The 15,444-nt window shown below is 43.3% G+C and carries 16 protein-coding genes; 13 read left to right on the top strand and 3 right to left on the bottom strand.

Going from position 1 to position 15,444, the window contains the following annotated elements; genetic code table 11:
* The first annotated feature begins 48 nt into the window (after positions 1 to 48).
* From rsmD to V1225_RS10270, 3 genes are read left to right on the top strand one after another with little or no spacing between them, the layout of a single operon-like run.
* A complete protein-coding gene (gene rsmD / locus V1225_RS10280) occupies positions 49 to 636 on the top strand; it encodes a 16S rRNA (guanine(966)-N(2))-methyltransferase RsmD (protein ID WP_160201352.1) in 588 nt (195 codons plus the stop codon).
* Positions 636 to 1,121, top strand: coding sequence for a pantetheine-phosphate adenylyltransferase (gene coaD, locus V1225_RS10275; RefSeq protein ID WP_160201353.1), 486 nt, complete (start codon positions 636 to 638; stop codon positions 1,119 to 1,121). The genes rsmD and coaD overlap by 1 nt, the downstream gene beginning before the upstream one ends.
* Positions 1,122 to 1,134: 13 nt before the next feature.
* Positions 1,135 to 1,695 (top strand): hypothetical protein, encoded by a 561-nt coding sequence (locus tag V1225_RS10270; RefSeq protein WP_338546342.1) that lies wholly within the window; start codon positions 1,135 to 1,137, stop codon positions 1,693 to 1,695.
* Between the two features lie 129 nt (positions 1,696 to 1,824).
* Here V1225_RS10270 and V1225_RS10265 read toward each other — a convergent pair whose 3' ends face one another.
* Together V1225_RS10265 and V1225_RS10260 are read right to left on the bottom strand one after the other, a co-directional pair.
* On the bottom strand, positions 1,825 to 2,778 hold the full coding sequence (locus V1225_RS10265; RefSeq protein ID WP_338546340.1) for a DUF3137 domain-containing protein: 954 nt from the start codon (positions 2,776 to 2,778) through the stop codon (positions 1,825 to 1,827).
* Between the two features lie 11 nt (positions 2,779 to 2,789).
* Positions 2,790 to 3,467, bottom strand: coding sequence for a LemA family protein (locus V1225_RS10260; protein ID WP_338546338.1), 678 nt, complete (start codon positions 3,465 to 3,467; stop codon positions 2,790 to 2,792).
* Between the two features lie 70 nt (positions 3,468 to 3,537).
* Here V1225_RS10260 and V1225_RS10255 point away from each other — a divergent pair, with 70 nt between their 5' ends.
* The 4 genes from V1225_RS10255 to rpmF all read left to right on the top strand — a co-directional run bounded on the left by V1225_RS10255 (position 3,538) and on the right by rpmF (position 7,153).
* Positions 3,538 to 4,449 (top strand): hypothetical protein, encoded by a 912-nt coding sequence (locus tag V1225_RS10255; RefSeq protein ID WP_160201357.1) that lies wholly within the window; start codon positions 3,538 to 3,540, stop codon positions 4,447 to 4,449.
* A gap of 32 nt (positions 4,450 to 4,481) precedes the next feature.
* Entirely contained in the window at positions 4,482 to 5,597 is a 1,116-nt protein-coding gene (locus tag V1225_RS10250) for a nucleotidyltransferase family protein (RefSeq protein WP_161908453.1), read from the top strand.
* A gap of 78 nt (positions 5,598 to 5,675) precedes the next feature.
* Positions 5,676 to 6,881 (top strand): acetate kinase, encoded by a 1,206-nt coding sequence (locus V1225_RS10245; protein WP_160201359.1) that lies wholly within the window; start codon positions 5,676 to 5,678, stop codon positions 6,879 to 6,881.
* 92 nt (positions 6,882 to 6,973) lie between these two features.
* A complete protein-coding gene (gene rpmF / locus V1225_RS10240; protein ID WP_160201360.1) occupies positions 6,974 to 7,153 on the top strand; it encodes a 50S ribosomal protein L32 in 180 nt (59 codons plus the stop codon).
* 117 nt (positions 7,154 to 7,270) lie between these two features.
* On the opposite strand, the gene dapA is transcribed toward rpmF, so the two are convergent.
* The gene (gene dapA / locus V1225_RS10235) at positions 7,271 to 8,155 is read right to left on the bottom strand and encodes a 4-hydroxy-tetrahydrodipicolinate synthase (protein ID WP_160201361.1); all 885 of its coding nucleotides are present in this window, start codon (positions 8,153 to 8,155) and stop codon (positions 7,271 to 7,273) included.
* 282 nt (positions 8,156 to 8,437) lie between these two features.
* On the opposite strand from dapA, the gene V1225_RS10230 reads away from it, so the two are divergent.
* The 6 genes from V1225_RS10230 to pgsA all read left to right on the top strand — a co-directional run bounded on the left by V1225_RS10230 (position 8,438) and on the right by pgsA (position 15,432).
* Positions 8,438 to 8,764 carry a hypothetical protein gene (locus tag V1225_RS10230; RefSeq protein ID WP_251614493.1) on the top strand — a complete coding sequence of 109 codons (327 nt, stop codon included), beginning with the start codon at positions 8,438 to 8,440 and terminating at the stop codon, positions 8,762 to 8,764.
* Between the two features lie 170 nt (positions 8,765 to 8,934).
* Positions 8,935 to 10,035 carry an aspartate-semialdehyde dehydrogenase gene (asd, locus tag V1225_RS10225; RefSeq protein ID WP_160201363.1) on the top strand — a complete coding sequence of 367 codons (1,101 nt, stop codon included), beginning with the start codon at positions 8,935 to 8,937 and terminating at the stop codon, positions 10,033 to 10,035.
* 13 nt (positions 10,036 to 10,048) lie between these two features.
* Positions 10,049 to 10,885, top strand: a complete 837-nt coding sequence (locus tag V1225_RS10220; protein ID WP_161908457.1) for an undecaprenyl-diphosphate phosphatase — start codon at positions 10,049 to 10,051, stop codon at positions 10,883 to 10,885.
* 55 nt (positions 10,886 to 10,940) lie between these two features.
* Positions 10,941 to 13,583 (top strand): DNA translocase FtsK, encoded by a 2,643-nt coding sequence (locus V1225_RS10215; protein ID WP_285813819.1) that lies wholly within the window; start codon positions 10,941 to 10,943, stop codon positions 13,581 to 13,583.
* Positions 13,580 to 14,887: a 30S ribosomal protein S12 methylthiotransferase RimO gene (rimO, locus tag V1225_RS10210; RefSeq protein ID WP_161908460.1), complete on the top strand. Its 1,308-nt coding sequence runs from the start codon at positions 13,580 to 13,582 to the stop codon at positions 14,885 to 14,887. The genes V1225_RS10215 and rimO overlap by 4 nt, the downstream gene beginning before the upstream one ends.
* A gap of 2 nt (positions 14,888 to 14,889) precedes the next feature.
* Positions 14,890 to 15,432, top strand: coding sequence for a CDP-diacylglycerol--glycerol-3-phosphate 3-phosphatidyltransferase (pgsA, locus tag V1225_RS10205; protein ID WP_160201367.1), 543 nt, complete (start codon positions 14,890 to 14,892; stop codon positions 15,430 to 15,432).
* The last annotated feature ends 12 nt before the right edge of the window (positions 15,433 to 15,444 follow it).

Genomic DNA, 15,444 nt, shown 5'->3' with positions numbered 1-15,444 from the left:
CATGAAAAGTACCATTATGACTGATTGTAAAATCAGAAAGGATTACATATGAGAATTATCACCGGTGAATACAGGGGACGCAGACTTGAGTCGCCAATCGGCTACGATGTAAGGCCTACAACCGATAAAGTAAAAGAAGCGATTTTTAATCTTTTGATGAATGATATTTGGGACGCTGTGGTCGTGGATCTTTTTGCAGGAACAGGCAATCTGGGGCTTGAGGCGCTGTCTAGAGGTGCAAAGCGCTGCTATTTTTGCGACAATTCCAGAGAAAGCCTAAATTTGATAAAAGTAAATATTGCAAAGTGCACTGCCCAAGATAAATCCGTGGTTCTTGCTGGAGACTACAGCAAAGCCCTCGGCAGAATAAAAGAAAAGGTGCAGGTATTTTTAATCGATCCGCCTTACAAAGATGGTCTTTATGAAAAATGCCTGAATCAGATAGATGAACTTGATTTATTGGACGAAGAAGGTATAATAATAACAGAACACGGTGTTCATGACCCTGTGCCGCAGCAGGCAGGCAATCTAATAAAAGTAAAAGAAAAGAAATATGGCAAGATTATGGTAAGTATTTACAGACATGCCGCTTTTGTAGAAGCTGTGCAAGCCAATGACGGGGAGGAACAGGCATAATGACAAAGAAAGCTTTGTATACGGGTTCCTTTGACCCGATGACAAACGGACATCTGGATATCATTACAAGAGCATCCAAGATGTTTGATGAGCTGGTAGTGGGAGTGATTGTAAATCCTAATAAGAATCCGCTTTTTACAAGAGAAGAGCGAGTTGCTATGATTAAAGAGGTGACCGCACAACTTGATAATGTCCGGGTGGATTCATTTGAAGGGCTTCTGGCAGATTATGTCAATAAAAATCAGTTTGATGCAGTGGTTAGAGGTCTTAGAGCAACATCAGACTTCGAGTATGAGATTCAGATGGCGCAAATGAATGCCTGTCTTTTCGACAAAGGAATTGAATCGATATTTCTGATGACAAGTCCGAGGTATTCTTTTATCAGCTCCAGCATGATAAAAGAAGTAGTTTCGCTGAATGGATGTGTAGACGGATTGGTTCCGGAAATTATTTTGAAAAGGATAAAAGAAAAATACAGCAAGTAATTAGGAGGATCATATGACAGTATTAGAATTATTAGAAGAGATTGAAGATATCGTCGATACTGCCCCTGGTTTGCCGCTGACAGGCAAAATTATGGTAGACGCCAACGAGTTGTTGGAAATTGTGCGGGAAATCAGACTCAGTCTTCCTGATGATGTGCAGCAGGCTAAATGGGTAAAGGATGAGAAAGAAAGAATTCTCAGTGAAGCAAAATCCGAGTACGAAAAGGTAATCGTGGAAGCTAAGAAACAGGCAGATTATCTTGTAGAGCATGACGATATTACGCTTCGCGCTCAGAAGCTGGCAGAAGAAATCAGGATGCAGTCTGAGGAATACGCCAGGGTACTGAAAATGCGTACTTATGACTACGTAGATAAAATGCTTTACGATATGCAGGGCAGAATGGAAGATTTGAATCTGAAATATTTCGGCGAAATGTATGCAAATCTTGAGAAGACCTTTGAGGAAATCGGCGGTGTGCTGCAGAGCAACCGCGATGAAATAAAATCGATGGCTTATCGTACCCAGAAAGGAGAAGATGAGGTCATCCTGAGAAGCGAGCCGCAGGAGGCGTAAGCAATTAAAAGTGAGCTAAAAAAGACGAACCCAATCAAGTTAAACGGAAGGGGTTCGTTTTTTATTGTCTGAAAGAACAAGGTTTCCGGGCAACCACCTGAAGTTTTGCTTCGCGGAAGGGAGCTTTGTTTAGCTTTCGTTTTCGTTAGCTTCTGAAGGCTTTATGAGAATTTCCTTTGCTCTTTGCAGAATGGAAATATCTTCTAGAATCAGCTTGGTTTGTTCACTGACAGGTTTATCCACGTATGGATTAAACATGCTTCTTACTCTGCAGATTGCGATGAACATGTAGCCACCGCGAAAGGCAATCGCGATTTGTTCCCCGATGGCATCAGAAAAAGTGATAATTTTTTCCATAAGCTGCGGGGTCAGGATGTAGTAAGCGTTGTGCTCATCGGCAGCAAAAATTTGAAATTTCTTATTGAAAAGGGCATTGTCAGTTTCGATTTTGTGTTCCGCAGTCCAGCCTTTGATGTTGGAAAGAAATTCTTTCTGGAAAATTTGCAGATGACCGTCGCTTTCTTTTAAGCCGTACTGTTTGAAGCCCAACACCTGACCGCTGAAGATTTCTTCAATGCGGTTCTTTTTATTTCTGTGTACGATTCGTTTCGTGGTGACATCGCTGAACTTGAAGGGAATGCCTTCGTAATTACCCATGAGTAAATCTTCGCTCTCATAGTATTTTTTGTCGCCGCAGGCAACTACAGCCGCATTTCTGATTTCGTCCCAATCAAAGCCAGCTTTTTGCACATATCGAAGGTCGGAAAAGCCTGCTTGCGTCTTGATGAGAGGCAGCACATAACGGGTCTTAAAGGTCTCGTCAAAACGGTTGTAGGCGCTTCTTGCAAGAACTATCCAAAAGAGTCCCAGTGCGCCGCAGGAAAGGACGGCAGAGCCGAATACGGATTCTAAAATGCGAAGGATTGTGCTGTCCTCTTCGCCTTCTAAAAACATGTAAAAGCAGGGAAGGGAGCCGAGAAGCACAAGAAGCGCCAGTATGTAGGTCGCATAAGTTCTGACTTTTGCTTTGCGCCGAAGTTTCTCAAGTGCTTCTTCTGAAATATGATTTTCGTGATTTTCCATCGTTTCACTCCTCAGTTAAAATTTACTGTAAATTGTTTCTTGGATTCCTCTACTTCGTAGAAGGACGCTGGCTTCATGCCGTGGATTTTTCCAATCCATAGGGTAGGTATGACGGACAGTGCCTGATTGTATAGCGAAGCATTGGCATTATAAAGTCTTCTTGCAGCCTGCAGGTGCTCTTCCGCATCGAAAATGGATTTCTGAAAATGTTCCATGGAAATGCTGGAGTAAAGTACTGGATACTGCTCTGCAAGGGCATTGACGGAAGAACCGATACCGGAAAGATCCCTGTGAATACTAGACATCAGACCGATTTTCTTATTTAATAGATTTTGCTGCTTCATGTCCTTGCGAAGCGCCGCCATGCGGTTTGCATGACTGTCAATTTCTGTATTGATAGCGTCTAAGGCTTCTTCTGACAGATGTTCTTGTCTGTCCAGTTTTCTTTCTTCTAAGGCGGTACCTTGCCGCAAAGACGTGATATCTTTATAAAGTTCGCGCTCGTGGTTTAAATATTTTTTGACTGCTTCGATTTCTTCGTTCAAAAGATCGAAGCGTTTTTCCAGCGCCACGTCGATACCGGAGCTGCCTTCTTCAACCTTAACACGGAGCTTGCGCACCTTGTTAAAGCAGAGGATATAGCAGATGAAAAGCAGGACTATGACGCCTATGATGATATAAAGTTCCATTTTTACCCTCCTGAAAAAAGTTGATAAGATATTATATCATAAAAGGAAGCCGGCGAGAATACTCTCTACTATGGGTTTTAAATTTTTTGAGAAAAATAGAATTGTAATAGGAAGCGCAGTGCTGTGCTGTGTAATTATGGTTATGAATCCGGAGGTTACTGCGGCGGCGTCAAAGGAGGCAATTAATCTGTGGCTTAACTCCGTGGTTCCAATGCTGCTGCCGTTTTTTATTGCGGCAAATTTTTTGAAGCATACTGGCGTTGTAAATCGAATTTCACCCAGTGTTTATCCTTTTGTTATGGGCGTTTTATCTGGATATCCTATGGGCGCAAGGGTAGCAGGGGATTATTACAGAGAAGGTATGATTGACGACAGGCAGCTTTACAGAATTTTAAGCTACAGCATGATTACAGGTCCAGCCTTTCTTATCGGTGCTGTGGGAGTGGAGTTTCTCCATTCTCACGGGCTGGGCGTGCTCCTTGCGGTATGTCACTATGTCAGTGCTCTGATAAACAGTCTGTTTTATGGAGGGCTTACTGGAAAGGCGAGTACGCCAAGGCGGAAAGCATTTATTAGACAGGACACTTACTATAATATTCTGACCGACGCTATCATTGACAGCTTTCGGGCAATTGCTATTATCCTGGCTTATATTATCCTTTTTATGATTGGTACTGATTTGCTCCAGTTTTCCGGGGTACTGAGCTTTCTGCCGACTGCCGAGGCTGCAGCTTTAGTCAAGGGGTTTCTTGAAATGACGGTGGGCTGTAACAGTCTTGCCATGTGTCAGTGTGCACCGCTTGTCAAAACTACGCTGGCGGCTTTTGTGGTGACTTTTGGAGGACTTTCCGTCATGGGGCAGTCTATGAGCATGCTCCGCGGCTGCAATGTAACATTTCGCCAGTTGTTTGTGATGAAACTAAGTCATGGCGTGATTTGTGCAATCCTGACTTTTGCTTTGGGAAGTTTTGTGGTATACTAAAAGTATATTGAAAAGACTAAGAGGTAAACGTAATGAAAAGTTTAGGAATCATTGCAGAATTCAACCCATTTCACCAGGGACATCAGTATCTGATAGAAAAAGCCATGAAGGATACCGGTTCAGATATATGTGTAGCAGTCATGAGCGGAAATTTTGTGCAACGGGGCACACCGGCGGTTGCTGACAAGTGGAGCCGTGCAGAGAATGCTGTCAAAAATGGTGTTAATTTGGTTGTTGAACTTCCCACTGTCTTTGCAGGTAACAGCGCAGAATATTTTGCAGAAGGTGGCGTAGGGATTCTGGAGGGCTTTGGCTGTATTGACACTATTGCATTCGGCAGTGAAAGCGGAGATCTTTCAGCTCTGCTTGAGGCAGCAGAGCTTTTAAATACGCATCATGAGGAGATTCACGAGAAGATTCAGATGTTGACAAAACAGGGACATTCCTATCCTAAAGCGAGACAGCTTGCGGTGCAGGAGCTTTGTCCGGAGTTTGACGAGAATCTGATTAAGGAGCCCAATAATATTCTGGCAATCGAATATCTGAAGCAGATTAAGACGATGGAGCCATATACGCTGAAACGCAGAGGTTATGGATATCATCAGTCTGCCACCTTAATCAGAGAAGAAATGAGAGAGGAAAATCCTGAGAAATTTCAGCGAATTGACCGTTCCTACTGGGAACTTGTTGGCGCCAAGATTCTGCAAAGTGACAGCAAGCGCCTTGAGGAAATTTTTTCAGCAGGTGAAGGACTGGGCAACAAGCTGAAAAATGAGATTCGGTATGTATCTTCTACGGAGCAGCTCATCGAGCGAATTAAGTCCAAGGTCTATACCTACAGCCGCGTGTCTAGGCTATTGACGCAGATTCTGCTGGACATTGACGAACAGGCGGTGCTGGGCAGTGCCAAGTACATCAGAATTTTAGCGTTGGATGATATAGGTGCGAAGTTTCTCAAAGAGGTCAAAAAAAAGGAATGTGCAATTCTGCCGATTCTGACCAATATCAATAAAGAATTGAAAGACTGTCCGCAGATAGCAGATACGCTAGATAAGGACATTCTGGCTACGGACATGTATAACATTATCACAAAAAGCGATTTGTATGATTACTCGGATTATATTATGAAACCATATATCGAAATCTAAATTTTCCTTGATTTTGGAATGTTTTAGGTGTATAATTTTTGGAGCGATTATACAACAAGAGAAACACGGAGGATTGGAATGAAAGTATTAGTAATTAACTGTGGTAGTTCTTCATTAAAATACCAGGTATTAGACATGACAAACGAGTCTCTGCTGGCAAAGGGGCTGGTTGAGAGAATTGGCATGGATGGTTCTGTTATTACACATGAGAAAATCGGAATGGACAAGGTTAAGACCGAAGTCCCTATGAACGATCACAAAGACGCAATTAAGCAGGTTCTGGACGCAATTCAGAGCCCAGAATACGGTGTTATTGCATCTATGGATGAAATCGGTGCAGTAGGACACAGAGTTGTGCATGCAGGCGAAAAGTTTGCTGATTCTGTTATCATCGATGATGCTGTTATCGCAGCACTAGAAGAGTGTGTAGAATTAGCGCCGCTGCACAACACACCGAACTTATACGGCATTGCTGCATGCAAAGAGTTAATGCCAAATACACCGATGGTAGGTGTATTTGACACAGCATTCCATCAGACTATGCCGCCAGAAGCATATTTATATGCAATTCCTTATGAATACTATGAAAAGCATGGTATCAGAAGATATGGTTTCCACGGAACCTCTCACAAATACGTAGCACAGAGAGCAGCTTCTATGTTGAACGTAAATATCAACGACCTGAAGCTGATCACATGCCACCTGGGCAACGGCGCATCTGTATCTGCAATCAAACACGGCAGATGTATCGATACTTCTATGGGATTTACTCCACTGGAAGGTCTGGTAATGGGTACTCGCTGCGGAGACATTGACCCAGCTATCGTAACTTATATCAGACAGAAAGAAAACCTGCCGCAGGGTGTTACCAACGAAATCCTGAACAAGAAATCCGGTGTACTGGGTATTTCCGGTGTTTCCAGCGATTTCAGAGATTTGGAGGACGCAGTTGCAGAAGGAAACGAAAGAGCAGCATTAGCACTGAAAGTATTCGCTAGAAAAGTGAGATTCTACATCGGTGCTTACATTGCTGAAATGAACGGTGTAGATGCAATTGTATTTACTGCAGGCGTTGGTGAAAACGACGTGAATATGAGAGAATTAATCTGTACAGATTTAGGAAATCTGGGAATTAAACTTGACATCATCAAGAACAAGGTAAGAGGAAAAGAAACCATCGTTTCTACAGAAGACTCTAAAGTAAAACTCTTGTTGATTCCGACTAACGAAGAATTGATGATTGCAAGAGACACCTACAATCTTACAAAGAAATATGCAAAATAATGTTGACATCTAAAGCGTTTAAGTATATACTTTAGAAGTTGACGAAAATTATTTGTTTAGCATAGAACCAGAAGAACGAGGAGGTGTAGACAATGGCAGTTCCAAAGAGGAAAACATCTAAAGCTAGAAGAGACAAGAGAAGATCCCCGAACATGAAGAAAGCATTACCAGGACTTTCTATTTGTCCGCAGTGTCACGAGCCGAAACTTCCGCACAGAGTATGCCCGAATTGCAATTACTATGATGGCAAAGAAGTCGTAGCTGAAGCTTAAGATTCATAACGTGTTTAAAAGAGCAGTTTTTTGACTGCTCTTTTTTATTAAAAAGTTTCGAAGCTCTGAGAGATTTTATGCAAAGTGTGTAGGCGCTTTTTTAATGTACAGAGGATACTATTTTACCTTTAACCCATATTTTGCCATCTCGTCATAGAGTTGATAGAGGGTTTGGTTGGAAGGCTCGCACATTGGCAGCCGATACTCTTTTTCAATTTTGCCCATCATATGCAGTGCTGCTTTAACAGGAATTGGATTTACCTCTGCAAACAGAGCACGAATCAGAGGCACCATTTTCAGCTGCAACTTCGCAGCAGATTTATATCTTCCTTTCAGGAAATCTTCTGTCATTTGATGGTAGTCTTTTGGAATGATGTTTGCGACTGTGGAAATGCAGCCGATACCACCTATAGACATGATTGGAATGGTCTGGTCGTCGTTACCGGAATACAGGTCGAAGTTTTTTCCGCACAAAGCTGCAATTCGGCAGATTTGGGATATATCACCGCTGGCTTCTTTGATACCGACAATATTAGGGTGCTTGCTCAGTTCTTTTACGGTTTCCGGTTCGATATTGAGACCGGTACGGCTTTTTACAGAGTAGAGGATGATTGGAAGATCAGTGTAGTCGGCAATCATATTATAGTGGGAAATCAGACCTTTTTGGGTTGCTTTATTATAGTAAGGTGTTACGACTAAAAGTCCGTCTGCACCAGCGTACTGTATTTCTTTAGCTAAGTACATGGAATGGGATGTATCATTTGTACCTGCGCCGGCAATAACAGGAATGCGGCCACAGACTTTCTGTACTGTAAATTCAATGACGGAAAGTTTTTCAACAGCACTTAAGGTGGAGGCTTCACCAGTAGTGCCGCAGGAGATGATGGCGTCAGTACCTTCTTCTATATGCCATTCGATGAGGCGTTCTAAGGCATCGTAATCAATTCTGCCATCTTTAAAAGGCGTAACCAGGGCTACACCGGAACCTTTAAATATTGACATAGGAGTACTCCTTTCTTTTTTTCTTTATCATATTCTTTCAATCTGGAAAATGTTAATTAAAAAAATATTGTAAAAAAACTTGCAATTAAAAAATAGATATGCTAATGTAATAGCGAATTCAATAAGATGATGCTTCCTATACCCCCGGGTATAGGGTTATGAGCGTTGGACTTCATTCTGCTAGGGCCGCTTTATTGCGGAGGATGAAGTTCAGCGCTCTTTTTCTTAAGGCGTTATCGCAAATATGTTCCGGAATACCAAATAAATAAAGAGGTGAAAGACATGTATCATATCAAAGTGCTTAGTAAAGAGGATATCAGGCAGGTCATAGAAATACAGCCTGTGATTGACTGTATGGACGACTTAATTGCAGTTTCAGAGAAATCTATTGCGAGGGCTGTTGCTTTTATGGCAATGGAAGAAAAAATTGTTGCTGAAGCTGGAAGCTGTACTACTGTTGCTGCAGTTCAGAACTATAGGGAGAGAATCGGCGGTAAAAATGTAGCATTGATTATTTCCGGAGGAAATATCGATGGTCGTCTGCTTCTCGAACTAATGGAGCGGAAAAATGATTCTTCTGGTATTTGTTGCGTGAATCATTCTGCATAAAATGTATAATAGAATCAAAAACTGCCGATATCAAGAACCTGAATTGTATCGGCAGTTTTTGATTATACTTTTTCTGACTTTTCGTGTTGAAAACACAAGGAATAAATGGTAAAATAATATGATACAATTTGCTAAAGAAGAAAATTTTAAGATAGAAAGAGGTAGTACTTATGAGACAGCTAGAGAAGAAACTGAAAGTCGGCATTTTAGGCGGTACTGGAATGGTTGGGCAGAGATTTATTTCTCTTCTTGAGAATCATCCTTGGTTTGAGGTAACCACCATTGCTGCCAGCGCAAGAAGTGCAGGCAAAACATACGAAGAAGCAGTAGGAGCAAGATGGAAGATGACAACACCTATGCCGGATGCAGTAAAGAACATTAAGGTAATGGATGTCAGTGATGTGGAGGCTGTAGCTTCTGGCGTGGACTTTGTGTTCAGTGCAGTTGATATGTCTAAAGATGAGATTAAGGCAATTGAAGAAGCCTATGCAAAGACTGAAACACCGGTTGTTTCTAATAACAGCGCGCATAGATGGACACCGGATGTGCCGATGGTTGTACCGGAAATCAATATTGATCATTTTGATGTAATTAAATATCAGAAGGAAAGACTGGGCACTAAGAACGGTTTTATTGCAGTAAAGCCGAATTGTTCCATTCAGGGTTATGTGCCTGCACTTGCTGCATGGGCTGAATTTGAGCCTTATGAGGTAGTTGTTACCACTTATCAGGCAATTTCCGGCGCTGGAAAGACCTTTGCAGACTGGCCGGAGATGGTAGAAAATATCATTCCGTATATCGGAGGAGAAGAAGAAAAGAGTGAACAGGAACCTCTGCGTATTTTGGGGTATGTGGACGATACAGCCGGTGTGATTGCTAAGGCACAGGAGCCTGTTATCACTTGCCAGTGCGTCAGAGTGCCGGTGCTGGACGGTCATACGGCAGCTGTGTTTGTCAAATTCCGCAAGAAACCGACCAAAGAACAGCTCATCGAAAAGCTGCAGAATTTCAAGGGATTTCCGCAGGAATCAGACCTTCCAAATGCGCCGAAGCAGTTTATTCACTATATGGAAGAAGAAAACAGACCGCAGGTTAAGCTAGATGTGGACTGCGAGAAGGGATTTGGAGTATCAATCGGCAGACTCAGAGAAGATACAGTCTATGACTTTAAGTTTATCGGTCTTGCGCACAATACTGTCAGAGGCGCAGCAGGCGGCGCGGTTCTGTGTGCAGAAGCGTTAACTGAAAAAGGCTTTATCAAAAGCAAATAGGGGGTAAATGAGATTGGGATATTTTGAAGCAGTCGTATTAGGCTTATTGCAGGGGCTTGCAGAGTTTCTGCCAATCAGCAGTTCCGGACATCTTGCCTTGGCGCAGAGTCTGTTCGGTGTGGAAGCAGACAAAGTGTTGCTCTTTGCAGTTTTACTGCACCTGGGTACTCTGATTGCGGTCTTTGTCGTATATTGGAAAGATATTTGGGAACTAATCGTAGAACTTTGCGTAACTATTAAGGACTTGTGCACCGGCAAGGGACTTCGTCTCGAAGAAAGACCGGTTCGCAAACTCGGCGTAATGATTATTGTAGCAACCATTCCTACGGCGGTCATCGGACTTTTGTTCAACGACTTTTTCGAAGGGCTTTACTCCTCCATGGTAGCCGTAGGCATAGGTTTTTTGATTACCGGTGTGCTCATGTTCCTTGCGGAAAAAATGGGCTCTGCCAACCGTGACATCAGAAAGATGAACTGCAGAAATGCACTGTTTATCGGTGTACTGCAGGGCATTGCCATTTATCCCGGCATATCCCGTTCCGGATCTACGCTGGTAGGCGGTTTGACCACAGGACTGAAGAGAGAGTTTGCAGTAAAGTTTGCATTTCTTATCTCTATTCCGTCCATTTTGGGCTCTGTAGTGTTAGAAGCACCGAAGGCATTGGAAGGTGATTTGGACACAGCCCTTTTGGGACCGATTCTGGCGGGCATGCTGGTAGCAGCAGTTTCGGGCTATTTTGCCATTAAAACGATGATTCGTATCGTATCTAACAAAAAGTTGAGCTATTTCTCTTATTATGTGTGGATTTTAGGTCTATGCACAATCGGCTACGGACTTTTCTTCGCATAAATTCGAATTTGCGGCTCACATTGACAAATTAGACAAAACGCATGGGGGAAGAAACGTGGCGCAGGCTAAAAAAAAGAAAACAACAAAGAAAAAATCTGAAAGTCCGGCAAAGAGCAAAGCCAAGGCTGAAATAAGACAAATGCAGGAGAAGAGAAAGGCTGACCAGCGTGTTATCGACGTGATTTGGGGCGTAATCTTTATTGCAATCGGTATTTTTCTCTTTGCGGCGGAACAGTTTCATGCGGCAGGAAATCTGGGCAATTCCATAGGAGACGCATTAAAGGGAATTTTTGGTCTTGTGGGATTTATCGTGCCGTGGTATCTGGTGGCGCTGGGAATTATGCTCATTGTCAATAAGCTGACCCATATATCAGGGAAGTCATTTGCCCTGATATTTGTCATGCTTCTCATGCTGTGCATTCTTAACAGTGGTAGATTTATTGATAGTGAGATTTTGGCTTATGATTTAGGGAAGTTTTATGAGGACGGCGTCAGTCTCAAAGGCGGCGGCTTTTTTGGCATGGTTTTGGGGACTTTCCTGACCAAACTTGTCGGTAAGGTTGGACTTTTCATATTTTCTATCGTTGTCATTATTATTGGAATTCTCCTTGTTGCCAATACCCCGGTGTCCAGAGGAATTGAAAAGATTTCTGATAAAGCAGAAGAACGAAAGCTTTTGAAGGAAAAGGAGAAGGAGCAAGCCGCAGAGCAGACAGATCTCTTTGCGGAGAATGGACGTGATATCAATATTATTACGCCTTTTGACGACGCTGGATTACTGGGTAAAAATCCGGAAAAGAAAGAGAAAAAGAGTAAGAAAAACAATGTACTGAAATATATGACAGACAATAGTCTGTTTGGCAGGGACGAAAAAGAAGAATTGCCTAAGAAGGAAGAACCGGCGGTATTGAAGGAAACTCAGATTAGTTACGGTCTGGAAAGCAGCAGTACGCCTTCTGGATACGGACTGACTGGGGAAGTATCCTATAGCGGATACGGTCTTGACGGCAACGTTTTTCCGAAGGAAGAACCTGAAACGGGAATTTCCGAAAATAGCTTTGTCAAGGTTAGAGACGGAAAGAAATCCTATGGTCTTAGCGATATCAACGATGCGCCAAAGAAAAGCGCTCTCGAGGATGTCAGCGGCATTGCGGTGGTAGAAGAACCTGCAAAGCTTACGAAAAAAGAGGCAAGTTCCATTACACTGGATCCGTCGGAGATGTCTGCGGTACAAAAGCCTAAGGGCAAGTACAAAAAACCGTCTTCCGATTTGCTGAATAAGCCGAAGATTCAAAACAAAGGCAATATCAATATTGATTTGAAGATGAAAGCGGCAAAGCTGGAGGAAACACTGAAGAACTTTCATGTTGATGCAAGGGTTATTCAGGTGACTCAGGGACCTGCAGTAACCCGATATGAAATTCAGCCAAACGTAGGTGTAAAGGTTAACAGTATCGTAAGACTTGCTGACGACATTGCGCTGAACCTGGAGGCTAAGAGCATTCGTATTGAAGCGCCGATTCCGGGAAAAGCCGCAGTGGGAATAGAAGTGGAAAACGACAAAATCAATATGGTCACTTTGCGTGAGATTATTGACTCCAAGGAGTTCAAAGAAGCAAAATCTAAAATCACCTTTGCAGTGGGAAAGGACATTGCAGGAAAAGCCATTGTGGCAGACCTGAAGGGTATGCCGCATCTTTTGATTGCAGGTTCGACAGGTTCTGGTAAGAGTGTATGTATCAACAGCATTATCACTAGTATTTTATACAAGGCTGACCCTGACGAGGTGAAGCTGGTCTTAATTGACCCGAAGGTGGTAGAACTAGGCAACTACAATGGCATTCCGCACCTTTTGATTCCGGTGGTGACAGAGCCCGCAAAGGCTGCTGCAGCGCTGAACTGGGCTGTTGCTGAGATGACAGATAGGTATAAGAAGTTTGCGGAAAGCCAGGTTCGCGATTTAGAAAGCTATAACGAAACCATGCGGATGAACGGTGAGGAAGAGCAGGTAATGCCGCAGATTGTCATCATTATCGACGAGCTTGCCGATTTGATGATGGCTGCACCGTCTCAGGTGGAAGAATCCATCTGCCGTCTGGCTCAGATGGCAAGAGCTGCGGGCATGCACCTGATTGTAGCTACCCAAAGACCGTCTGTGGACATTATTACCGGTGTTATCAAGGCGAACATTCCCTCCAGAATTGCTTTTGCAGTATCCTCCCAGTTTGACTCAAGAACCATACTGGATATGGCTGGCGCCGAAAAGCTGGTTGGAAAGGGCGATATGCTCTTTAATCCGCTGGGCATGGGGAAACCGGTTAGAGTCCAGGGCACTTTTGTGTCTGACAGCGAGGTGCATGACGTCATTCAGCACGTAAAAGGACAAGTTGAAGACGTTGAATATGCTGGTGAGGTAATGAACACCATCGAAAAGGGAAATTTGCCGCAGGCAGGTGGAAAGGACGAGACGAGCGACGAGCTTTTACAGGAAGCAATCGAATGTGTCGTATCGGCAGGACAAGCTTCTGTATCCATGTTGCAGAGACGGTTCAGAATCGGCTATAATCGCGCTGCCAGAATTGTAGATATGATGGAAGCAAGAGGGATTGTAGGACCGCAGGACGGAAGCCGACCGAGGCAGGTGCTGCTGTCTGAAGACGAACTAAACGAAATGAAAAACGAAGTGGAGACTGAATGAGAATTTATATAGAAACCCTGGGCTGCCCTAAGAATTTCAATGATTCGCAGGTGGCAGCAGGCATATTGGAAAACGAGAATCATATTATTGTAAACGAACCGGAAGACGCAGATATCATCATGGTGAATACTTGTGGATTTATTAATGATGCTAAGACTGAGTCTATCGAAAAGATTTTGGAGATGGCGGAGTACAAGGCTGACGGCAAAAAACTGGTGGTTTCCGGCTGTCTGTCACAGCGCTATGCAGACGATCTTTACAAGGAAATGCCGGAGGTAGATTTGTTCGTCGGTGTCAACGAATACGAAAAATTGCCAGAACTTTTCTCGTCTCTTTCTACACGGGCTGTTGTTTGCAGCAACTGCGTTTCCGACGTACTGGAATCTCAGGCGCGAAAGCTTTCGGAGAATCCTTATACTGCGACCATAAAAATTGCAGAAGGGTGCAATAATATTTGTGCTTATTGCATTATCCCGAAAATTCGCGGCAAATATAGAAGTAAGAGAGAAGAGGACATTCTAAACGAAGCAGAGCAACTGGCTGCGGCTGGCTGCAAGGAACTGATTCTCATTGCACAGGATGTGACCTATTACGGCAAGGACCTTTACGGGGAGCTTCGTCTTGCCAAACTGTTGAAAAAGCTTTGCAAAATTGATGGAATTAAGTGGATTCGCCTCATGTACTGCTATGAGGACAGAATTACAGACGAGTTGATTAGGGTAATGGCAGAAGAAGAAAAAATCTGCAATTATTTAGATATTCCTATTCAGCATGGAAGCGACAGTGTTTTACGCGCCATGAACAGACGATCGACATCGGCATCTATCACAAACACCTTACAAAGACTCCGCACAGCAATTCCGGATATTCACATTAGAACGACGCTGATTGTAGGATTTCCGGGCGAAACCGAAGAAGATTATGAGACTCTAGTAGAGTTTATTGAAAAAGAAAAATTTGAGAGACTAGGAGTTTTTTCCTATTCGCAGGAGGAAAATACGCCGGCAGGCGAGATGGAAAATCAGGTTGATGAAGAAATCAAGGCAGAGCGCCTCGATGGAATCATGCGCAGGCAGATTGAGATTTCCCTGGAAAGCAACCAGGCTAAAGTCGGAAAGACGCTGGAAGTTTTGGTAGAAGAAATGGAGGAAGAAGGTAGTTTCATCGGCAGAACCCGCTATGATGCGCCGGAAATCGACAATGCAGTGATTTTTACATCTTCACAGAACCTTCTGCCGGGCGATATGGTAAAAGTTTTGATTCAAGATGCATTCGACTATGATTTAGTTGGAACGGAGGTTTAAGAATGAATTTACCGAACAAGTTGACTGTAGGCAGAATTGTTGCTGTGCCGTTTTTCATTGCAGCATACATGATGGGATATAATCTCGTTGCCTTTGTACTGTTCATTGTAGCGTCTTTTACAGACATGTTAGATGGTAAAATTGCGAGAAAGTATCAACTGGTTACTAATTTTGGGAAGATCATGGATCCGCTGGCAGATAAGATTCTTGTTTATTCTGCCTTTTGCCTGATGGTAGAGGACGGGACAGTGCCGGGATGGATGCTGATTGTCATTTTGGCGAGAGAATTTGCTATCGCAGGTATGAGAACGGTAGCCGCGTCTGAAGGAACGGTCATTGCTGCTGGCATGAGTGGTAAAATCAAAACTGTTCTGCAGATGATTGCAGTGCCGCTTTTGCTTCTGACTTCTGCTCTTGGGAGTATGCCGCAGATTCAGGAGTACTGCGGGCTTGCAGGAGAAATATTCCTGTGGGGTTCCCTGATTATGACGGTATATTCCGGGATAGAATATATTTGGAAGAATAAAAGCGTGTTCTCTATGTAAACCAGTGAGAGT

The sequence above is a fragment of the Emergencia sp. JLR.KK010 genome (genome assembly GCF_037018265.1).
Classification (GTDB): Bacteria; Bacillota; Clostridia; order Peptostreptococcales; family Anaerovoracaceae; genus Senimuribacter; species Senimuribacter intestinalis.
The sequence above is the reverse complement of the archived record's forward strand: the minus strand, read 5'-3'. Positions and strand labels throughout refer to the sequence as shown.